The organism is Roseobacter insulae (assembly GCF_019375555.1).
GTDB lineage: Bacteria > Pseudomonadota > Alphaproteobacteria > Rhodobacterales > Rhodobacteraceae > Roseobacter > Roseobacter insulae.
On the sequence record NZ_JAHXDN010000005.1, the window covers coordinates 55,197 to 77,018 of the forward strand.

18 protein-coding genes are annotated in these 21,822 nt (G+C 58.8%); 6 read left to right on the top strand and 12 right to left on the bottom strand.

The window, feature by feature from the left end; genetic code table 11:
- The first annotated feature begins 50 nt into the window (after positions 1–50).
- The 6 genes from traA (at position 51) to KX928_RS17380 (ending at position 8,847) form a co-directional block, all read left to right on the top strand.
- Positions 51–3,026: a Ti-type conjugative transfer relaxase TraA gene (gene traA / locus KX928_RS17355; protein WP_219505232.1), complete on the top strand. Its 2,976-nt coding sequence runs from the start codon at positions 51–53 to the stop codon at positions 3,024–3,026.
- Between the two features lie 131 nt (positions 3,027–3,157).
- Positions 3,158–3,364: a helix-turn-helix transcriptional regulator gene (locus KX928_RS17360; RefSeq protein ID WP_219505235.1), complete on the top strand. Its 207-nt coding sequence runs from the start codon at positions 3,158–3,160 to the stop codon at positions 3,362–3,364.
- A gap of 347 nt (positions 3,365–3,711) precedes the next feature.
- Positions 3,712–4,884, top strand: coding sequence for a DNA cytosine methyltransferase (locus KX928_RS17365; RefSeq protein WP_219505237.1), 1,173 nt, complete (start codon positions 3,712–3,714; stop codon positions 4,882–4,884).
- Complete coding sequence (locus KX928_RS17370) at positions 4,881–5,837, top strand: phosphoribosyltransferase-like protein (protein ID WP_219505239.1); 957 nt, start codon at positions 4,881–4,883, stop codon at positions 5,835–5,837. Before KX928_RS17365 ends, KX928_RS17370 begins: the two co-directional genes overlap by 4 nt.
- Positions 5,837–7,819: an ORC-CDC6 family AAA ATPase gene (locus KX928_RS17375; RefSeq protein WP_219505242.1), complete on the top strand. Its 1,983-nt coding sequence runs from the start codon at positions 5,837–5,839 to the stop codon at positions 7,817–7,819. The genes KX928_RS17370 and KX928_RS17375 overlap by 1 nt, the downstream gene beginning before the upstream one ends.
- Entirely contained in the window at positions 7,816–8,847 is a 1,032-nt protein-coding gene (locus tag KX928_RS17380) for a hypothetical protein (protein ID WP_219505244.1), read from the top strand. Before KX928_RS17375 ends, KX928_RS17380 begins: the two co-directional genes overlap by 4 nt.
- A gap of 538 nt (positions 8,848–9,385) precedes the next feature.
- Here the strand turns inward: KX928_RS17380 and KX928_RS17385 are convergent.
- From KX928_RS17385 to KX928_RS17440, 12 genes are all read right to left on the bottom strand, one after another.
- Positions 9,386–9,958: a deoxynucleotide monophosphate kinase family protein gene (locus tag KX928_RS17385; RefSeq protein WP_219505246.1), complete on the bottom strand. Its 573-nt coding sequence runs from the start codon at positions 9,956–9,958 to the stop codon at positions 9,386–9,388.
- A complete protein-coding gene (locus KX928_RS17390) occupies positions 9,958–11,121 on the bottom strand; it encodes a hypothetical protein (protein WP_219505248.1) in 1,164 nt (387 codons plus the stop codon). The genes KX928_RS17385 and KX928_RS17390 overlap by 1 nt, the downstream gene beginning before the upstream one ends.
- A 3-nt stretch (positions 11,122–11,124) precedes the next feature.
- The gene (locus KX928_RS17395; protein ID WP_219505250.1) at positions 11,125–11,424 is read right to left on the bottom strand and encodes a hypothetical protein; all 300 of its coding nucleotides are present in this window, start codon (positions 11,422–11,424) and stop codon (positions 11,125–11,127) included.
- Positions 11,411–12,085, bottom strand: coding sequence for a glycoside hydrolase family 108 protein (locus KX928_RS17400; RefSeq protein WP_219505260.1), 675 nt, complete (start codon positions 12,083–12,085; stop codon positions 11,411–11,413). The genes KX928_RS17395 and KX928_RS17400 overlap by 14 nt, the downstream gene beginning before the upstream one ends.
- A gap of 27 nt (positions 12,086–12,112) precedes the next feature.
- Positions 12,113–12,574, bottom strand: coding sequence for a hypothetical protein (locus KX928_RS17405; RefSeq protein WP_219505262.1), 462 nt, complete (start codon positions 12,572–12,574; stop codon positions 12,113–12,115).
- Positions 12,574–13,281 (bottom strand): DUF2793 domain-containing protein, encoded by a 708-nt coding sequence (locus KX928_RS17410; RefSeq protein WP_219505264.1) that lies wholly within the window; start codon positions 13,279–13,281, stop codon positions 12,574–12,576. Before KX928_RS17410 ends, KX928_RS17405 begins: the two co-directional genes overlap by 1 nt.
- Positions 13,281–13,613, bottom strand: coding sequence for a hypothetical protein (locus KX928_RS17415; RefSeq protein WP_219505265.1), 333 nt, complete (start codon positions 13,611–13,613; stop codon positions 13,281–13,283). Before KX928_RS17415 ends, KX928_RS17410 begins: the two co-directional genes overlap by 1 nt.
- A gap of 1 nt (position 13,614) precedes the next feature.
- Positions 13,615–17,499 (bottom strand): baseplate multidomain protein megatron, encoded by a 3,885-nt coding sequence (locus tag KX928_RS17420; protein ID WP_219505266.1) that lies wholly within the window; start codon positions 17,497–17,499, stop codon positions 13,615–13,617.
- Between the two features lie 3 nt (positions 17,500–17,502).
- Positions 17,503–18,141, bottom strand: coding sequence for a C40 family peptidase (locus KX928_RS17425; RefSeq protein WP_219505267.1), 639 nt, complete (start codon positions 18,139–18,141; stop codon positions 17,503–17,505).
- Complete coding sequence (locus tag KX928_RS17430; protein WP_219505268.1) at positions 18,138–19,013, bottom strand: phage/gene transfer agent baseplate hub protein; 876 nt, start codon at positions 19,011–19,013, stop codon at positions 18,138–18,140. Before KX928_RS17430 ends, KX928_RS17425 begins: the two co-directional genes overlap by 4 nt.
- 98 nt (positions 19,014–19,111) lie before the next feature.
- Complete coding sequence (locus tag KX928_RS17435) at positions 19,112–19,756, bottom strand: DUF2460 domain-containing protein (RefSeq protein WP_219505269.1); 645 nt, start codon at positions 19,754–19,756, stop codon at positions 19,112–19,114.
- Entirely contained in the window at positions 19,756–21,699 is a 1,944-nt protein-coding gene (locus tag KX928_RS17440; protein WP_219505270.1) for a phage tail tape measure protein, read from the bottom strand. The genes KX928_RS17435 and KX928_RS17440 overlap by 1 nt, the downstream gene beginning before the upstream one ends.
- Positions 21,700–21,822: the final 123 nt, after the last annotated feature.

Here is a 21,822-nt window from a genome sequence, read left to right on the forward strand (position 1 = left end):
CTTATACGTCGTTCCGACGTGGGGGTTCTTGTGTAGATGATTGCCCCATCATGGCAATCTATCATCTCCACGTGAAGGTTATCGGGCGCGCGGCTGGTTCCAGCGCGGTGGCCTCTGCCGCCTACCGCGCGGCGTCGCGGTTGCGTGACGACCGGATCGAACGGAGCCATGACTTCACCGCCAAGCGCGGTGTCGTGCATTCCGAGATCATGTTGCCAGAGAACGCGCCTGAAGAATGGAGGGACCGCGAGAGCCTTTGGAACGCGGTCGAGGCGGTCGAAGTTCGGAAAGACGCGCAATTGGCACGCGAGGTGGAGTTCGCGATTCCGCGGGAGATGAATGAGGCAGAAGGCATCGCGCTCGCCCGCGACTTTGTGCAGTCGGAGTTCGTGGATCAAGGCATGATCGCCGATCTCAATGTGCATTGGGACAGGGGTGCGGATGGCCTGCCCAAACCCCATGCCCATGTCATGCTGACGATGCGGTCCGTCGATAAAGATGGATTTGGCAAAAAGGTTCGGGAGTGGAACCGCACCGGGATGGTCGAGCGTTGGCGCGAACGCTGGGCCGAGCTCGCCAACGAACGGTTGGCGGAGCTCGACATTGACGCGCGGATCGACCACAGGAGTCTGGAAGACCAAGGTATCGCGCTGGAACCACAGAGCCAGATTGGTTCGCCCGCGCAGCGGATCACGAACGAGGGAAGTCCTGCCGACCGGGCCGAGCTGCACCGCGAGATCGCATGCGACAACGGCGCGAGGATCATCGCCAATCCATCTCTCGCATTGGAGGCCATCACCCATCAGCAATCGACGTTCACGGACCGCGACATGGCACGGTTCGCGCATCGGCACAGCGATGGGATCGATCAGTTCAACGTGGTGCGCAGTGCGATGCGAAACGCGCCCGATCTGGTGCCGCTCGGGATTGACGAGCGCAGCGAGGACCGCTTCACCACGCGCGCGATGATCGAAGCCGAACAGCGCCTGCACCGTGCGGCAGAACGTATGGCTGAGAAAAGGCATCACGAGGTCCGGGAAAATCATCTCGACGCGGCATTGGCGCGCGCAGCCGAGCGCGGCCTGATCCTCTCGGGGGAGCAAGCAGACGTTTTGAAGCAGATTACCGATGGGCGTGATCTCGGTATCGTCGTCGGCCATGCCGGGACGGGAAAGAGTGCGATGCTGGGCGTGGCGCGCGACGCCTGGGAGGCGGATGGCTTTGAGGTCCGGGGCGTCGCGCTCTCCGGCATCGCGGCGGACGGACTTGAGAACGGATCAGGGATATCTTCGCGCACCATCGCCAGCTTGGAACACGGCTGGGCAAATGACCGCAACCATCTCACCGCGCGCGATGTTCTCGTGATCGACGAAGCAGGCATGGTCGGCACACGCCAATTGGAACGGGTGCTGTCCCATGCAGCAGAGGCCGGAGCCAAGGTCGTGCTGGTCGGCGATCCGCAGCAGCTGCAATCCATCGAAGCAGGGGCCGCGTTCCGGTCGCTCCATGAGCGTCACGGTGGAGCGCGGATTGAAGAGGTCCGCCGCCAGCGCGCGGACTGGCAGCGGGAAGCCACGCGCGATCTGGCGACGGGCCAGACCGGGGCGGCGATCGAAGCCTATCGGACGCAAGGCATGGTGCATGCGGCGGCTACCCGCAAAGAGGCGCGTACTAATCTGATCGAAAGCTGGGACCGTGACCGTCAGGCAGTACCAGACCATAGCCGGATCATCCTCACTCATACGAATGCCGAGGTACGCCTCCTCAATGAACTGGCGCGGGCGCGCGCGGCGAGCGATCTGGGCGAGGACGTCTCCGTAAAAGTGGAGCGCGGTGAGCGCCGTTTTGCGCAGGGCGACCGGGTGATGTTCCTGCAGAATGACCGCGGCCTGAGTGTGAAGAACGGCACACTTGGGACAATCCGTGACGCCAGCGCGCAGTCCATGTCCGTACGGACCGACGACGGGCATGACATTGTCTTCGATCTCAAGAATTACAATCGCTTCGACCACGGCTATGCCGCGACCATCCACAAGGCGCAGGGGATGACGGTGGATCGCACCCATGTGCTGGCAACGCCGGGATTGGATGCACACGGCAGCTATGTCGCCCTGTCGCGCCACCGGGACGGCATGGACCTGCATTACGGTCGCGACGACTTCGCCTCGCAGGATCGCCTGATCCGGAACCTGTCGCGCGACCGGGCCAAGGATATGGCGATCGACTATGCGGAGGCCGATCCGGTGCAGGCCTATGCAGAACGGCGCGGAATCACATTCCGGGAACGTGTCATCGAGGTCCTGCGCAAGATCGTGCCGGAGAGACTCCGCGATAGGATTGGTGGGTCGCGCCCTGCCAGAGACGGCGCGCTTGGCACGGATGTCGCGCAGGGGCCGGGAAGGGAAGAGGCAAGGACGGATGTCTGTCCCAGCGCGGATGCGCCGCAAAAAGCCGTGGCGGTCAACCCGGAAGCAGCATTACGAAAAGCCCGGACCGAAGCCCTCAAGCGCCATGCCCGCGCGGTGGATGCGATCTTCACGGCTCAGGAGAGGGGGAGCTCGGGCACGCCTGACCAGTTGCGCGACCTCTCCGAGGCGCGCGCGTCCTTCGAGGAGGTCCGGCCCGATGGATGGCGCGATGCCGAAGCGGCCTATGCCAAAGGCCCGACCCTTGCCCGCGAGGCCGGATCGGGTCAGGTAAATCGGACCATCCGGGCGCTGCAACTCGAAACGCAACTGCGCACCGCCCCGGAGCGCAGGGCCGCACAGTTCGTGGAGCGCTGGCAAAAGCTTCATCGCACCAGCCTGACGCACTACCAGTCGGGCACGATGTCCGATTACAGGGCGACGCGCGCGGAGATGGGCGAGATGGCCAAGAGCCTGCAGCGTGATCCGCAGCTGGAATCCCTCCTCGCCAACCGCAAGACCGAACTTGGCATCCGGATGGAATCGGGCCGCCGACTCGGTGCGGAGCTCGCCTTTTGCCACGGCATCGACATCACCAGGGGACGTGGTCTCGGTCTCTGAGGCCCGTCCGATCTGCCGCCCATTGCACGCCCCGCTGCGACGATAGGCCGGGCGCCCTTGCGCGGCGGCAACACCTTGCTCTGTTTGGTTCAGCAGACTTCAGAACCCATCAGCAGGAGCCAGAAAAAACCATGTCCCATCAGGACCGTATCATCCGCCTGACCACCGTCCTTGACCGAACCGGCCTGTCCCGGTCCACCATTTACCGAAAGATCGCCGAGGGTACATTCCCGGCACAACTTAAGATCAGCGTGCATGGTGCAGGTTGGCGGGAGTCAGAGATCAGTCGATGGGTTGAGAACCCCGTCGGATGGCGATTGGAGCGAGACGAACGCTGACTGCCACAAGAGCTTTACAGTGTCGTGGGGTCGCCTCACGCATCATTCAAGCAATGTTAGCTGAAGGACAGGCTGCAAGACGAAACCATGCCTGATGGCATCCGCGCTTTCGTGCTTTGCTTAGCAAAATGAGTAGGTCGAAGGACGCATTCTGCGGTCCGAAGCCATTGCTTTGCGCAGTACCCGCAACTGGCGCAAATGGCCCAAGCCGTAATATGAACAGTTGGACCCCTCCTGCATCGCGGCAATAATCTTCACGATCAAAAGAGACAGCGCTTCCTATGAGTGCTAAACTCGGCGAGAACGCGGCAAAATCGTCGCACAGACAATGCGTTAGAAGAGTTTCCGTGAAGGCAGTCAGTCTATTTTCAGGGTGTGGTGGCACCGACCTGGGTTTCGAGAGCGCGGGAATCCCAATATCGCAGGCTTTCGACACAGACCCTGTCGCTGTCGCATCCTATAATCTAAACGTCAAAGACTGTGCTATCGTTCAGGATGTGTGCACGATTGATCAGTTTCCGGCGAACATCGACGTCATCGTTGCCACACCTCCTTGCCAAGGCTTTTCAACAGCGGGTGGCTATCGCCACGATGACCCGCGAAATGACCTGTTTATGACAAGCTGCAACGCCATTGCAGTTGCTAGGCCAAAAGTTGCCATGATAGAAAATGTCGCGGCAATTACCAATAGGCGTAATAAACCTTTGCTCGAGCGCGGCGTCGCTGTTTTGCAAGATGCAGGCTACTATGTCGAGACTGTACTATTGGCGTGTGATAAGTATGGCGTCCCACAACGGAGACAAAGGGCATTTATCATTGCTAGAAGCGATGGACGTTCATTCAATACCGATAGCCTTTCTGAAAAGACTACGAAAACAACGTTGAGAAATGCTCTTCACGGCTTGGCCATTGGAACGAACGCACACGAGCCAACGGTGTTACTTGAAGGTAGCAAGCATGCAAGGATCGCTCGCGCCATCAGTTCAGGGCAGAAGTTATGCAATGTGCGAGCTGGAGAAAAATCAGTGGCTACTTGGCAGATACCTGATGTATTTGGCAAAACTACTCGAAAGGAGCGTGAGCTCCTTGTTGCTGTTCGATCGCTTCGAAGAAGGAACAGAAAGCGCGATTTTGGAGATGCAGACCCAGTCGCGATTGAAGAGCTAGAAGCGCATTTGAAAACTAGTGTTGAACAACTGATATCTTCGTTGTTCGACAAGGGTTATCTTCGAAAGGTTGGTTGTAAATTTGATCTGAAAAATACATTCAATGGTAAATATAGGAGACTAGATTTTGAAGATAGCTCTCCGACGGTCGACACTCGTTTTGGGGACTATCAACTGTTCCTGCACCCTGTCGAGAGCCGAGGTATGTCAGTCCGAGAAGCTGCGAGGATACAAGGCTTTCCAGATTCGTTTCTTTTTGATGGGTCTTCCAGGGATTCCTTTCGCTTGATTGGCAACGCCGTTCCGCCGCCAGTTGCAGCGCGTGTCGCAGAAATTGCAAAGGGCTTGATATGACCGCGCTTACCGAATTACCTGTTCATTGGGACTACGCCGCCGAGGGTGAGGAGCTAGAGCCAGGCTCTGTATCCTTCATCAAATTCCTCGGCAGAAAACTCTTTCAAGAGTACGAACCCAATCAATTTCAAGTTTTTGAGGATCGCCTGCTAGACTGGCTAAACAACCTTGAGAATGAAGGTGATCAAAAGCTGCTCTTGGCCCTCCTAATTGAATTATTCTTTATGGGTCGGAAGGAATTTGAAGCACTATACCGATCAGTATATGGTGGAATCCTCAGTCGTTGGATTATTGACCAAAACAAACTGAACCCCTTCGACCCCAAGATCGACGACCAAGTGCGCAAGGGGCTCAATGATTGCTGGCTTTGCCCTATAACTGATAGCTTAAGGATCAATTCATTCCTCAAGGTCAACGGGCTGAAATCTATGGAGCACCGACCAGATTGGAAATCTTTGGTGAAGTTCGGCGATGCCGAAAAAATCAAATCATATATGAAGAAAAACAAGATTTCTCAAATAGTATTGCTAGAAGATTTTGTTGGGTCAGGTACGCAGGTTCAGGAAGCTATCGACTTTGTTGAGGAACAATTCAGTGACTTGGGAGTGCTAATCTGTCCGCTGGTTGTTTGTCCCAAAGGCGAAAAGAGAATACGGGAACGCATCAAATCTATGCCGAATGTCGAGTATGAACCTGGACTGGTGATCCCCGAAGCCGCGATGTTCCAACGCGGCGAACAGAGCTCCAACCCCATGCTAAACGAAAAAGTTTGGGCTCTGTTTATCCGACTCCAAGGGCGGTTCAAAGTAAACAAACCCGAAGCATTTCTTGGCTTTAAGAAAACGGGGGCTCAAGTTGTGATGTACTCAAACTGCCCAAACAACACACTTGCATTGTTCCATCGTGAAACAGTCGATTGGAAGCCACTTTTCCCAAGGGTGAACAGAGTCTGATGAAGTCGAATCCATTCTTTGAGCTGTACGTCGGTGATCGCTTTACTTCACGCGAGTTCGTCACGATCTTCAGCGACTATCTAGTCCCACATGCACTACCAATCTTCATTCCAGGAAATGTAGTAGTTACCGGAATTCAGGGTAGCGGAAAGAGTATGCTTCTCGGTCTGCTTCAACCAAGAGTAAGGCTCGAGTATGATGCTGTTGGACAGGACTTCCCCGTACCTGAGGAACGTCGGAAATTCCTTAGTGCTGGCGTCAACATCGCCCATCAGAGTGCCATTGATTTTGGTCTTCGCAAGCACATTGATGACGACCCTGAGGAAGTCGAGTTTCTATTCGCAGACTTCTTAAACTACCTAATGGTCGAAGATTTTTTGGACAGTCTCCGTTGTATGGCAGATGGTCCAGCTAACGTCAGAAGCGAGGTGGGTCTAAACGCTGGTGGAAACGCCTTGAACGAAATCGGCCCGCTACTGAGCGATCTTCCAATATGGGAGGGATGGATCGGGAAGTGTAATTCTTTTGAGGAGCTTACAGTTCGGATAAAGGACAGGGTTCATCGCTACAGACGCTACCTACATCGAAAGGATCGCGATCTTGATCCAGCTATCAAAGACACAAGAACTCACATTGGCCATCCTATTAGAGATTGCATAATCGCTTTAAAATCGGCAGGCGTCGTCGATCAAGATACAAACCTTTTTATTGACATCGACCAGTACGAGGAACTTGGAAATATTTCGACACGAAACACTGTCGGCAAATCGGTTGACTATCGTTCTGTGATCAACCGTGCGCTTGCAGCAAGAGATGGCGCTGTATCTTACAGAATTGGCGCTCGTGGCCATGCTTGGCGCCGGCACGGAAAAATTCAAGGCACCGAAGCTAGACTAGAAGAGGAAAGGGACTACAAATACGTCGACCTTGATCTCCTTCTCAAACGAAAGGAGGATCAAACAATAGATATTTTTCCGGACTTTGCAAATGACGTCTTTGTGCGTCGATTGCGATTTTCTGGCTTTCGAGAAGATCTACTCGCTGGAAAAAATCAAATCGAACAAGTTTACGGGCCACAGCTTTCCGCGACAGAGCGAGTTCGTAAACTCAATATCAGAGAGCCAGCGCGTATTCTAAAATTACAAACCGAATGGAGGACTGAGACGAAGGACGCACTGAAGGAGCTTGCTGGAAAAGACTTGTTGTCTGCGAAGCTTGGCGAAATATGGATAAGGCAGAAGGGTGATGTTTTCGACTTGGATGTTCCTAGAGGTAAACTTCCTTGGGAAGCTAAGTCGTACTGGAAAAAGGAACGGCGTGAAGCGGCAGCTCTACAGATTGCCTCTCAGGCACATCAGCGACCTTACTGGTGCGGAGCCGAAGAGATTATAGGTCTTTCCGGCGGAAATATTTTGGTCTTTCTAAGTCTGAACCAGTTCATCTGGGATACATGGATTCAGTATGCTGGCGACGATTCTGAGGTTCGCTCCAAACTTCCTAAGATAACGGAGATTGTTCAGTCAATTGGAATACTGAAAGCAAGCAATTTCTGGATCGAGAAGATGGCTCAAGAGACCGGTCGCAGCGCAGAGCGTCTACAGTTCGTCAACTTGGTCGCTGAAAAGCTGGCTGCAAAACTGTTCGCGGACGATAGGCTGAGCAACCCAGGCCACACTGGGTTTTCCCTCATTGAGCAAGACATGAAACAGTTCCCGGAGATTCGTCGTTTTTTAGAGGAACTTGCGGACTATGGAAATATGCTCATGTTGGATCACACAACAAAGAATCGAGATCGAAAGCATAGGAAAAAGTTCTATTTCCATCCGGTGTTTTGCCCACACTTCAGAATTCCATACATCAGAACTAAAGAGCCGTATTATGCGAAGGCAAGTGAAGTTGCATCGTGGATCTACGAATCTGGATTCAAACTGTCCCTTTCGGATAATGAACCGAGCAGACAACGGTCGTTGTTTGAAGAATGAGAAATTTTAACTTTCGCGCATGGGGCGATGCCAATTGGCTGTTGCCTCAGTTTCAATGCAACAATGACTGGGCGGTCCTTGCCTGTGTAGGGACTGAGCAACGAAGTGTAGAATCTGCACTCGAGCTATCAAGATACGCTAAACGGCTTTTTCTCGCACAGATTGACGATCCGTATCCCCAAGACCCGGTCGCGACTCACTTGGAGGTCGCGAAAGCATGGAAGAAAATTGAGGAACACATACCGGGTCAGTACATTAAATTCGTTGGTGAGCTAAAGTCATCCTTGGACGAGGTTGCTGATTATGCCGAAGCAGCGGTTGGTGCTTCCAGAAACATTGTTTTGGATATTACATCATTTCCGAAACGGTGGTTCTTTCCAATGGTGCAGTTACTTTTAAACGACCAGCGTGTCGAGAACCTGGTCGTTGTTTACACTCAAGGCACCAAGTACGCTAAAGTGATTTCAAGAAATCCAGAGGCCCTCAGACCCATTCAAGGCTTTCCCTCAGTGAGCGGACGTAGCGAACACGATTTTGCTTTCGTTGGTGTGGGGTTTCATCTGCTGAACTTCTCAAGAATGTTTGGCGAAGACAGACCGCGCGCCCTCAAGATGTTGTTTCCTTTCCCGCCCGGCCCGCCTGGCTTGAAAAGAAACTGGAAGTTTGTTGAAAGCATGGAAAGGATTGTTGGGCGCGAGAATGATGGATTGCGCAAGATCGACCCAATTGACTTCATTCAGCTCTCTGCGTTGGACGTCTCACAAGCCTTTGATGCTATGCGAAAAGTTACAAAAGATGGTGAACGCACCTCCTATATGCTTCCCTTTGGTCCGAAGCCAGTTTCGTTGGCGATGTGCTTATTCTCGGTAGCGGCAGACCAGGCAGAAAAATCTGAAGTACCTATCTACTACGCGCAACCGAGCCAGTACGCCTTGCACTACACAAAAGAGCCTTTGTTGAAGAACGGCCGCCTGTCGTGCTTGAGCTATGCTTTGAAGCATGCAGGCAGGCTACTTTATTCTGTTTGAACGCCAAGGGAGAGCCAGAACTGGCTCTCCCTAGCTTTTCGTTTCCTACTCAAGACATCAGGTAAACGTGATGCCTACAACTGCGCCCTGCTCTGAGCACGCTCGCTTTGGCCTTCGCGATTTCGGAAGTAATGTCGGATAGCTGTAAGGTCAGATGTTGTCAAGCCCGCGTAGCAGACATTTCTTACTGATGCTTGGTTACCAGGAGGTGAAAGAGCCGACCAAAAAAACCTTCTGATCAAAAGAGACCTTGACCTCACCGAATGCTTAGAGCCCTGACCGCTGACTATGAAGACTGCAACCGGATCAGCAGCGGAAGTCGCAACCAACTCACTTGTGGCTCAACTGACAGATCGTACAAGAGTAAACTGGATTTGCTTGGGGGATGCGTTGGGGGATTAAACTGCGCACAAACAGCATAACACCCTGTAATATATCAAGTATTACTGTTCTAATGGTGCCCGGGGGCGGATACAAACCGCAACATTTTGTAACACAAACCTTCTTTAAAATCAGTGTGTTACAAAAATCCCGTTTTTTAATGTTGCGGGATTTGTTGCGGGATTAATTCCAACCTGATCTTGGATTTTAGGTCCGCTATTCCCCCTGAATTGTCAATCAGCACATCGGCACATTCCGGGCCTAACGCTTCCGACGCATGGCTGATAGAGGTCCCGGGCGCGTCGCGGCGTTCAATGTATACGATCAGACCGCCAAGACGGCGGATCGCTTCGATCTCATTCGGAAAACGGACGTCCTCAACAACAGCAGAGGACCCGGCGGTGAGGATCGAGCGGGCGCGCGCTTCCCAGATCGAAACCCAAAGCCCGGGCGTGATCAGGTCGCGGCCCCATTCGGTGCCAAGGGTAATCATCGCTTGCCGGGGTGACTTCCCGCCAAGGATAGCGTCGGGGGTCTCTTTTAGATCGCCTTCGATCCGCCGGGTGATCTCGGCCGAACAAAGCCCGGCCGAGGCGTAGAGCGCCGTCAACATGGATTTGAGACCGGCGGCAAAGCGGGTCCGGGTGAAACCCTCGGCGGCGATGATCTCGGCCGCGGTTGACTTCCCTGCCCCCGCACGACCGACAAGACCGATCAAGCGCGGGGCCATCACTGCAAAACCTCCCCATTAACGACACCGACGATCTTCCGACCGATCTCACCGCGGGTTTCGTTGAACTCGATCGCGATCATGGACCGGCCCGAGCCGGAATGCCCCGCGCCAACATGCCAAGCGTCACCCGGGATAATGGTTTGCAGGCACTCGATCGGGACGCCCATTTCCTCGCCAATCATCGCATTGTGCAAATGACCGTGATAGAAGCGGTGGACCTTTGCGGCCGCGTAATCTTGCGGGCGGCGCTGGATCATCACTCCGGGCATTTTGGCGGGCTTACAGGTGTGTCCGTGCGTCGCGCCGATCTGGACGATCCCACGGCGATAGAACCACCAAAGCCCGGGGTCTAGATCAAACTCGACGCGATCCTCGGCGTCAAAGAGAAGCGCCAACGCCTCGGCGAGGGCGACGGCCGTTTCTTCGTCATGGTTGCCGGGCAGTAGCCGGACGGTGACCTTCGGGAAACGCGCCAAGAGCAGGCGGATTGCCCATGCAAGGACCCGGATCACGGTTCGCCGGACCTTGGCGAACCGACCGTCCACGTCGAGACGGTTCCCGCTGCGCTTCGTCGTCCCCGACTCGTCGTCCGAGTGCAGGAGATCGCCGAGGCCGAGCAAAATCGCTTCGTCGGCGTCAGGCGTTTGAGCAACCAAACGCGAAAAGGTGTCCATAACCAGACGCTCGGCGATTTTGAGGTCGAAAGACTCGCCGGTTTCCTCGGCCCAAGACAGCATCCCAAAGTGCAGGTCAGGCCACGGGAACAAGTGAAAGGACCCCTTGCCGTCGGCCGAGGTCTCAGGCGCAGGGACGGGCGGGATCGAGCCGACCAGGTCCTCGGCCACATCGCGGATCACTTGGGCGAAATCCTCGGGGGTAAATCCTTCCTCGCGAGTCTTTGTCCAAATGGCCCGCCGTTCCATTTCACCCGTGACCGGGTTCAACGTGTGCAGGGTAGAGACGCCTTTGACAACCTGACCGGCCGGGATTGCGGCGGGTGTTGAGCCGTCAAATCCGCGTTGTGCGATCCGGGCAAGGCGTCGGTAAAGTGCCGAGGTCGAGATCCCGAGCGCGCGCGCCGCGCCGGGGGTGTCGCCCGGGTGCGCTGCGACGACGTTTGCCGTGGTCTTCAATTCATCATCGGTCAACGGTGCGGCCATAAGTCAGGACCCTTTCGTGAGGTAGTAAACAGCGACGCCCGAGATAATCGGGGTCGCCAGAGTTGCGGCGAACCAGAAAACCCGCTCAGCGACGCGGATTGACGTCTTGTTGCTTTGCGTGGTGGCCTCAAGCGCCGTGAGCCGGGCCGTCAGATTGACAACGGCCGAGGTGTTCGAGGACTGGTCGCGAAAGAGCGTCGCGGTCCGTTCCTCGACCCGAGCCAGCCGCACAACCGCCTCGGAGATCGCGTCCAGCTTACGCTCGACGCGGCCGCGCCATTCGCTATCGTCAACGGGTTTCATTCGTGCGACCCCCGGACAAAGCGGCGACGATCCGTTCCCACGCGGTCGAGGGGCGGCGGTGAGGGGCCACGGGGGCGACCGTCACGGTGCCGTGCGGGATGACGTCCTCGATCGCCGATTCCTTCATCGTCGCGGCCTCACCGCCAGCGACCAGCGCAAAGTCCATCGTCCGGCGTGTCCAGCCCCGACCGAAGGTGACAAAGATCGCAAGCGACGTGTAGTGCAACAGTTGCCACGTCAGAAACTCACGCATGATCGCGAGAGGGTCAGCGTTCCACTTGTCCGAAACGGCGGCAAGCGTGCGAGGACCGATTGCACCGTCACGCTTTACGCCCGCGGCGCGTTGCAGAAATTTCGCGGCGCGGCCGGGGCCTTGGTTCACGGTCGAGTTAAAGACCAGCATCGCGAGAGGCCCGGGCAAGAGATCACCCGAGATCGCGTCCCAGAAATGGACGCGGTACAGACGGCGGGCCTCGGACTTGGTCAGGTCGTGCAGGTCCCGGGCGTCAACGCGGCCGTCCATATTGACGTCGATCGCCTTCGCGACCAGCGTTTTCAAGGTCCAACCCCAACGGGTCAGGCCGCCGGGATCGTCCTTGTGGTCAGACCAGCCACCCTCCCAAATTGCGACGGTGTCCATTGCGGACTCGAAGTAATCCATATGCGTTTTCCTTTTGAGTTGAGGCGATCAGGCCAAGCCGAAGCGGGCGAGGATCGAAGGTGTTTCCGTGGGGCTTTCCAGCCATTGCGCAGCGAAAAGGCACTCGATCCGGGCGAAGCGTTCGGCCTCAGTCTGGATTTCGGTTTCGTTGTCGGACGGGTCGAGCGATCCCGTCAGATTTGCGAGGACGGAGTCGGCGAGGATCACGGCGCGAATATGATCGGCGAGATCAGCCAGATCGAGGCGGTCGGTTTCCGGTGCCTTGACCCAAAGAACCGCCCGGATCGTCCCGGAAATCAAGCGGGCCGTTGTGTTGAGGCCCGCCGGTTCTGCGTTTTCATGCTCGACCCGGATCGCGAAAGCCGGGACGGTCTCATTCGGGACCGGGCGCGGGTCGTAAGAGCGACCCACGACGAGCGGGAATGCCGCGACGATCGCGGCGCGGGCGGCGTCCTCAAGTGCCGCTTGTGTTGTCGGTTGCCATCCCATCAGATCGGAACCCCCGGAATGATCGCCGAGACGGCAAGACCGACACGTCCGCCGGTAAAGTCGGCCCCGTCCGACGTCACAATGACGTCGGCGAGCGAGTAGGTCGCGAAAGGACCCACAACGCCGATATTCGAGGAATTGACCGCAACGCCGAGCGAACCGCCGAACTTGTTGACCTCACCAGTAATCCCGACCGAATAGGACGGCGCGCCGGTTACAGTCTGGATCGTCCAAGACGACACGCCGAGGATGATCGCGCGCGTCGGCAAGAGATCAGGGGCGGACGTCGATGCCCCCAACAGGTCCAGCGTCGCCTCGGCGACCACCAGACCAAGCGACGCGCCCAATGGACCGGCGACCGATCCGCGCCGCCAGCCCGCGGCGGTGAAGATGATAGACGCGCCCTCATCCAAGATTTGCCACGTCCAGCCGATTGCGGGGGTGATTTTGTGCCATGCGCCCGCCCAACGGATTGCAATATCACCCGGGGCGGGGTCGCTATCATCAGCCGAGGTCCAGCCCGTCGCGCCCGTTGGCAAGATGTAGGCGTCACCCTCGACCGGCGATCCGGGCGGGGTCGCGGTTGTCGCGGACAGGGCGAGGCGGCCGCGGGCGAGGTCTGCGATCGATGTCGCGTTGTTCGCCGTCACATGCGGTTGCGCCTGCCCTTCCGCAATCAGCGGCGCGCGCAGATACGGGGTCGCCATTACTTGACCCCTGATGCACGGGGCGAGAGCGTCGAGATCGGCCCGGCCCCCGGATCGGCCCCCATCAGCGTAAAGGAGGACACGACGTCAATGCTCACGTTATTGCCATGAACAAAGACCCGCGGGCGGTAGGTCGAAAACAAGATGTTGACCCGCTCACCGGGCGCGAGCCTGTAAACGTCCCACGTCGGCGCGGCCGGTGTCTGCGGTGGCTCATCAGCAAAAACCAGAGTGACCGCAGCGATCGAGTCGAGGTTTTTCAGATTGCGGTAATTCTCATCGGGCGGGAAGATGATTTCGAGCCAGTCGGAGTCGAGGGTTTCAAGTGCCATGTCAGGAACCTTTCAGGTTGAGGGCCGCGGCAGGACCGGGGCCGAAGGTGTCGGAGATTTGGGAAACCCTGACCGCAACCGGCAGGGTGATGCCGTCGGCCGACTGGTCGGCCGCGGTGTAGGTGAAGGTCGGCGCGGAAACCGTCTCGACCCGCAGCGGCGCGCCGATCGGGCCGATCTCGACCCGGTAGCTTTCCGAGACCTCGCCGACGGGGGGTTCCTGACCCGAGGCCGGGAACGTCCCGTCAAGCGTCCGGGTGCGGCGCGTCCAGTTGAGAACAGCATCACCACCAGACCAAGCCGCTTTGAGGTGGACCGGCGAAAAGGGCCGGCGACCCAAACCTGAGAACGTGTAACGGGATTTCAGGTGTTCATCGGTCGAGACGTCCGAGGGGCCGTAGCGATACCAGAAAGGCAAACCGACGTCGGCCGAGGAAACGCCCGCAGGAGCGATTGCGTCGTCCAAGAGGACCACACGGGCAAATGCGGGAAGCGACGCCCTAGAGAGGCTTTCCGTCCCTCTTTGCCCCCTCAGAAGGCCCGAGAGGCGGTAGGTCCCGCCGTCGATCAATTCGGCATTGCGGAATTGAACAACCTCCCATCCGTCGGCGTGCAGCACGGCAAGAGAGTTTGCCCCGCCGAGGATTTCAGGTTCGGAGCGTGAGACCAGCGACCCCGAAAACACCCGAACGTCCAGCGGCCCCTCGGTGTAGGTCCAAGGGGTGCCGGGATCGAGATCGGCCACCGTCTCGCCGATCGTCGCCGGGATCGCCAGAGACGCCGAGACGGCAAAGCCGATGTTTTCGTCATAGGATCGTGCAACCACCACAAGGCCGGGCCAAGGCTCGGCATGGGCGGCGATAAAGCCGTCGGCCTCATCAGCCCCCGCCGTAATCAGGGGCAAGTCCATAAGCGCCAAAATCGAGGTTTGAGACCCGAAAACCCGCTTGTTTTGCGCGGGCAGGTAGATGCTCGCCCCGGGCGCATGTGTTCCGCGATCATAGGACTGCGCCTCGATTGCGAGCGCTTCCCCCTCGATAACCTTTTTGATCTCGAACGCCCGAGGCGGTTCGTCGCCGAACGCGATCGGAACGATCATCCCCGGGCGAACCCGTCGGGCCGATCGCGGCAGTGAAAAGGACAGGGTTTCCCGGGCGGCCGAGGCCGCGCGAAGTATCCTCGCGACCGCAGACGCGCCGCGATCAAAGTCGAGAATGAGCGGCGTTTCAGCCTCGGCCGTTCCATCCTCGGGGCCGTCCTCGATCTGGTCACGAACCGCCGCGGCCTGATAGTCGCGAACGCCGTCACGAAAGCGGAGAATTGCTGTCCCCGCCGTGTCCTCGATCGCAGATCGCAGCGCCGAAAAGGGCGCGGCACCGGCGGTGCCGGACTGCGCCATGTCGTCAACCGTGATCCCCTCGACCTCGCGGGCGTAGGCCGGATTTGAGAAGATCAGGCGGCCGTCGTCCTCGCGGACGGTCAGACCTAAAGAGACCTCGAAAGGCTGGATATACTCGCGAAAGCTGATTGGCGCGCCCGAGGCGTAGCCGTCCCCCTGCCCGTAGGCTTCGGAGAAATCGAAATCCGCGTCGACCAGGTCGTGACGCTCGATCAAGCGGCGGCGCATCGCCTCGGCCGCCGGGGCGGTTCCGGCGCGGCCGTTCAACCAGTGTCCGAGACGCCAGTCCGGGCCGTCGGACCAAGTATCGGTATTATTCGGAAACTCAGGCCATGGCCGGGCGTCCCAACACCAGATTTGCACGTCGGCGACGTCCAGAACACCGGCCCCATTATCGCGCCACCATTCGAGGGAAGCCCGGATAAACTGGCGCTGCATGAAGTCGTCACGAATGCCGGTCGAGAAGTAGGGCAAGCCGCCCTCGCTCGAAATCCGAGAGTTGAAGACATTCGGCTGATTGCCGCCAAACTCGACGGCCGGGCAACCGATCTCGGTAAACCAAATCGGCTTGGACCCCGGCACCCAAGCGGTCGGCGTCGCGGCGCGGATGCCGCTTGCGTCACGCTCGTAATGTGCGTTCTGTTGCCAGTCCCGAATTGCCTTCTGGCGGTAGACCCAAGGCTCGCCATAAGCGAGGTCTTGGATCGGACTGCGATCCTGCGCGGCGCGTGCTGCGCTGTCCGCATAGAACCAGTCCCAATATTCGCCGCCCTCGATGTTCCCCTTGAGGTAATCCAGATTGTAAGGCGTCGTGATCCCGTTGGTCGCGTCAAAGTCGGCATGTGAAGACCCGCCGCGCCAGTCGGACAAGGGCAGGTAGTTGTCAATTCCGACAAAGTCGATTGCGGGGTCAGCCCAAAGCGGGTCAAGGTGAAACCGGATTTCACTACCCGGCCGGTCCGAGTGATATTCTGACCAGTCGGCGGCATAGCTGATCTTCGCGCCGGGCAGGATCGCGGAGACCTCGGCGGCGAGAGTGCGGAGGGCGTCAACAAAGGGATATGAGCCGTCCGAATGGCGGGCCATGGAAAGCCCGCGCATTTCTGTGCCGACAAGGAAAGCGTCAACGCCACCCGCGGCCTTTGCGACATGCGCAAGGTGCAGAATGAAGCGCCGGAAACCAAAGGCCGCCGGGCCGGAATAGTTGACCGTCTCGCCCGAAATCGAGAAATTCGCAGGCGATGCCGTTCCCATGAACGCGGCGACCTCGGCCGCGACCGATTGACCGGCCCGAGGCTCGATCCGACCGCGCCAAGGATAGGCCCCTTGAACGCCAGCCCCCGAAGGATCAGGCAAGGCTTGGGCGTCCGTTATGTCCATCATGATAAACGGATAAAGCACGGTGCGTTTGCCGCGAGCGCGCAGGTTCTTGATCGCGCGCACAAGCGAAATATCGGCCGGGCTGGACCCGTAGGCCGGGCGGCCTTCGTCGGTTGTCGAGGTCACATTTGCCGTTGCGCGGGTCAGGCCACCAGCCCGCCAACGGGTCTTGGTCTCTTTGCCTTTCAATTCGACCCGCGGCTCAACGCTGCAAAGACCGGCGCGAAGATCGGTGCCAAACCAAGCCGCGATAAGGGAGACGGTCGAGGCGTTCGGCAGGTTCGCCGACAGCATATCCATAGACAGGGACCAGTCGGAAATACCCGCATGGCGGTTCGCATTCTCGACGTCCTCTTGAAATATGTTGCCCTGACCGTCTCGGCGGACCCGCGGGTTCGGGGTCGGCATGTAACCCCATTCGGTCGCGCCCGGGATCACGTTCACGCCCTCGATCAAGTCTTCCATTTCGCCGGAGCGACCGAACACCTCAACCCGGACTTGCGGAATGCGGTTGCCGAATTGCCCAAGGGGAAGGTCCTCGAAAACGACGTATGCCGTCCCGCGGTATGCCGGGGCGTGACCTTCGATCGCCTCGATCAGGTAGTCGGGGCTTTGGGTCTCACTCCCGTTGTAGAACCGGACGCGGCCGCTGTTGATCATGGTCGAGAGATCGACAACCTGACTGTCAATCCATATCCGCCCCATGTGCGACAACGGCCCCTCGCCGAGCGAGACGGCGAAAGATGCAGAATAGGAATAACTGGTTGTCGAGACGGTCTGGCGTGACTTGCCGGACCCCGAGGATTGCGACGTGCGGTTTGCCGTCTCTTTCAACCGGGCCGCCCAAATCACCTCACCAGAGACGGCCGTCCGCCCCGCTATGTCCGCCAAAGGTGCGCCCTCTTGCGAGGTCATGACGTCGAGACTATCGAGCCGCGGACCCTCTTGCGTGATCGTGCCGGTTCCACCCATCAGCTTAGAGTCGACCACCCGGCCGAGGGTCGCGCCGATAGCTTGCCCGATCGCCGCGGCCGAGACCCCGAGAACAGACCCGCCGATAGCGCCGCCGATTGCAGAACCGGCCGCAGCGAAAAGAAGCGTTGCCATGTGTTAGACCCTTTCGACGTGAGCGATCGCCGGGGGGATCGCGTCGAGCGCGGCCCCGGGCGTCGGGTAGTGACGGGATCGGGACAAGGGCGTCCCATCCATCATGTCTTGAACGGTGTAGAAAGCGCCCTCGGCGTCCTCTTGGACGATCGCCAGAAGGTCGGACGATTTCAGGTTTGGCTTGCCGGTCTCGCACCCTTCGGCGAGCGGGAAGCGCCAGCGCCCGGCAAGGTGCCACGGCGCGCGGGACTCCACAGTGCCGCGGCGCTCGCAGACGTGAACCACACGAGCGGGGCCGGTCTCGATAAGATCATCCCGGGCGACAAGGACGCCCACATGGGCGACAGGTCCACCACCAATTCGGAAGGCGACGACGTCGCCAGCCGCGGGGGCGTCCAGTAGATAACCCGGAACAAGATGGCGATTTCCGGCGGCGAGGATCGGCGAGGTGTCAGCCTCGGCCCAATCCTCGACAAAGGGCGGCGGGGTCACCATGACGCCCGAGGTTTCGGCGAGAATGCCACGGATCAGGCCGACACAGTCAGCGCCTACGCCACGAACGGCCGCGCGGCGATGCCACGGCGTCCCGATCCAAGCGGCGGCATGAACGGCGATCACGGCAGGGTTGACGGCGGCGATCATGAACGTGACCCCCCATCCTGAGAGGGGTCCCCGGTCCTAGCGTACTCCGCGGCGAAGGTCTCGCCGGGCATGTCGGGAAAGCCGCGGAAGTTGTCGAGATTTCCGAACCGCAAGCGGCATGTCTCGGCCGTCTTGTTGCAACCAACGGTAAGCGTCGCGGTGTCGCCGATCTCGATCCCCGAGGACGGGTCACGCCAGAGCGAAACCCGAAGGCGGCCGCCTGCGACGCGAGCGACCCGAATGTCCGAGGACGTCCCGGCCTTTGGACCGCTAGTCCAGTTGACGCGGCCGCGATCGAAGGCGTCGGCCGAGAAGTTTCCGAGGTCTGAGACGACGAAATGAAGCGCGTCGAGGGAGTCGACAGTCGCGGCCGCACTAAAGGCGGGACTGGACAGGTTGAGACCGCACCGGGCGTCGCCGATACGGGCGTCACACAGAACGGAATGAATGCGGCCAGTTTTGCGGGTCAGGCCAGCCGAGAGGGATCGCAATTCGGTGCGAAAGGCCACCGACCCGCGTTCCACCTGCCCGATCGTGTAGCGACCTAAGAGGCGGCGAACTGAGGTGTCGGACCAATCCACGTCAAAGACTTGGACAGCCGCGCCGTCAAACAGCCCTGCGGCGAGATCGCTTTCGGTGATCGCATCAGCTGAAAGAGCGCCGGACGCTTCCATTTCGTCGGCTGCCATGCCGAGAGCCGAGGCCGCGTCCGACGCGGTCAGGGCCGCCGATGCAAGGAAAGTGACACCGTCAAAGGACAAATCCCGGTCGTGGTCAGTGAAACCCATCACGACACCGTCAAGGCGCGTCAGAAGAAAGCAGCGGCAAAGGCTGGTGTTGCCGGTGCCGAGGGCGTCGTCATATGCGGTCATGGAATTGCACCTCCAAAAGTAAAAACCGGCGACACACTAGCGTCGCCGGTCAGGTGTTGCGGGATTTTGGAAATCTAACCTACAACCGTGCGGTGAGGTTAATCGCCCAGAATGACCTCGATCAGAGAGACGTCCGGGGCCGAGGTGACCCCGTCGCCGTCGGGGCGAAAATAGGTCCACTCAGCAAGGATCGAGTCGGCTTCGAACCGCACAGGAACGTCAAACAGAAACCCGACTGTGACGGTCAAGGCGGGGTCAGGCGGAACGTCAAAGGTAACGACACCGCCAGACGCCGAGAGGGTCCAGCCGGTCAGGACTTCGACCCCGTTGACAGCAACCCGAAGCGAGGAAGCCCGGGGGAGATAGATCGGCCGGACGTATGGCAGGCCAACCCCGTAGGTCTTAGACACTTGGAAATCGGTTTGAGACCCGTTGCCGATCCCGACAACCTGGTCGGTCGGCGACGGGGTTTCCGAGGGCCGACAGGATTTGTAATCAAGCCAGTCTTGAAAGCGGAACGAATGCCGCCGCCCTTGGGCTTCCTCCCAAAGATCGAGGACGTCGGACATATCGTCGGCCGATCGGATCGCGAGACCCGCCAACCATGACCGCCGAGCGTGTTTCCAGCGCTGATTGATTTCCTCGCGGCCGCTCGCGAGCGTGACAATTTCGTCGCGCCTTTGGGCGATCGCTTGGCAACCTTGAGCCACGTTGCGGGGGAAGTCTCGGTCTAAAAGTGCCATTACATACCCCGCTGTCCAGCCGCGACAGCGCGGCCGATTTGCTGGCCTACCTGCGCCCGGGACGCATTGAAGGAATTGACGTCTTGCGCATAGATATTGACCGTCACAGGCGCGCCGGACGCGTCCCGCCCATTCGCCCGTGTGACCTTCACCTTTTCGCCCTGAGACAGGCGGACAGAGGCAAAGTTACGGTCAACACCAGCCCGGCCGCCGACGGTCAATGATCCGCCTTGGTCGAGGCCCGGGATCAGGCTAGAGAACGCCGACCCGAGGCCCGAAAAGAGGCTCGACCCGAAGCTGTTCAAGAATGATCCACCCGCGCCGGACCCGGTCAGCCCAGACATGGATTGCGTGAGGCCGTCGCCAATCCTGCCGAACACGTCCGACACGATCCGGTCGGCGTAGCTTTTGCCGACGTCCAGCAATGACCCCATGAAGCCTTTCCATGTCAGGGTGCCGGACGATGCAAGGTTGCCGATCTTGGACCCGACGTCGTTCATTAGGCCCTCAAACGAGCCGTTGACCTTCGACGTCGCATCGTCGGTCGGTTTGACCATATTGCCTTGCAGATAGCCGAAGTGTTTCCCGATTTCCTCGATCATGTCAGGAACCCATGAGTTGCCGACGACCTGATCGTAGAGCCAGAAAAACTTACGCTCGACCCATTCGACCCTCTGCCCAAGGCTTTCAAGGATCGCGTTAAACTTGCCGTTGATCCATTCACCAACCTTATCGACCACCTCGCCGACAATCTGGGGGATCGCCCCGAAGGCGTCGCGAAAGACGTCGTGGATCATCTGCACTTTAGCGGCCCCGACAGTCATTGCCGCTGCAAGGCCGTTCACGATAGCCGCGTCCAGAGCGCGGGACTGATCCTCCATAAACGACATGGCGTCAGACGCCCATTGCAGAGCGGCGGCGAATTTCTCGCCGACCCATTCGGTCGCGGCCTTGATCTCAGGCCAGAAGGCGACGACGGCCGAAGTCAGGCCCACGATCCCGGCGACAGTGAGGGCGACGGGTGCAGAAATCGCAGCGACAGCGCCCGCCAGAAGTCCAAGAGCAAGCGTCACGGGAGGGACAGCCACGGCAAGCGCACCCATAACGATAATCGTTTTCTGTGTGCCCGGCTCAAGGTCGCGGAAAGCGCCAGTGATCCGTTCGAGGACGGCGATCACAGGCGGCAGCATTTCCAGAAGGTTTTTGCCGACAACCTCCTTGACGTCCCCCCAAGTGTTCGACCAAGCGTCGAGAATACCAGCGCCAGCGGTCCGGGCGGCCGTAGCCTGCCCGCCATAGGCCGAAGCGATTTCATCAAGGATTAGTTTTTGCGCCTCGGCAATGTTCCCGGTTTCAGCAAGGGCCTTGATAACCTCTTGCTGGTCCTTCGTGAACGTCACGCCAGCGCGAGACATGGCAGATAGGCCCACGGCTGGGTCGTTCAATGCCTTTCCGAGCATGATCGAGGCCGATTGAAGATCGCCGTCGAGGACGGTCGCCAGATCGAGCGCAGCGACTTGCGCGCGGGTAAAGCTATCCCCTGCAATGTCCTTGAATGTGAGCAATTGCGAGGTGACTTCATTCAAAATGCGCTCATCGCCGAACCGGGTTGCCTGTTGCAGGGCTTGCGCCTGTTTTGCCAATTCAGCGGCGGTAAATCCGGCGGCCCCGCCGGTTGCCCGGATCGCTTGGGCGACTTTCGCCTCAGCGCGGGCTTGTTCGTCATAAAGGCCGATGGAGTCGCGAAAGAGGGCGACGATCCCGGCCGAGGCGACGGAACCAGCGGCCCCGGCGCGCCGCATGGCGGCCCCGGTGCGGTCGATCCTTTCGGACGCGGTCGCGGCGTGACCGCCGGTCTCGCGCAGCTTTTTGTTGACCGACGAAAAGGCCGCCCCGGTCTTGTCGCGGGCGGTGATTGAGAAAAACAGATCGCGCAAACCCATAGGTCAACCCCTTTCTTGTGGTTCCGTTTCGAGGAAGGCGGCCCAACCGTCCAATTCGGCGAGGGGGAAATCCATAACCTCGCGGACCGAACGCCCGAGGCGGGCTGCGAGGCGGTAATAAAA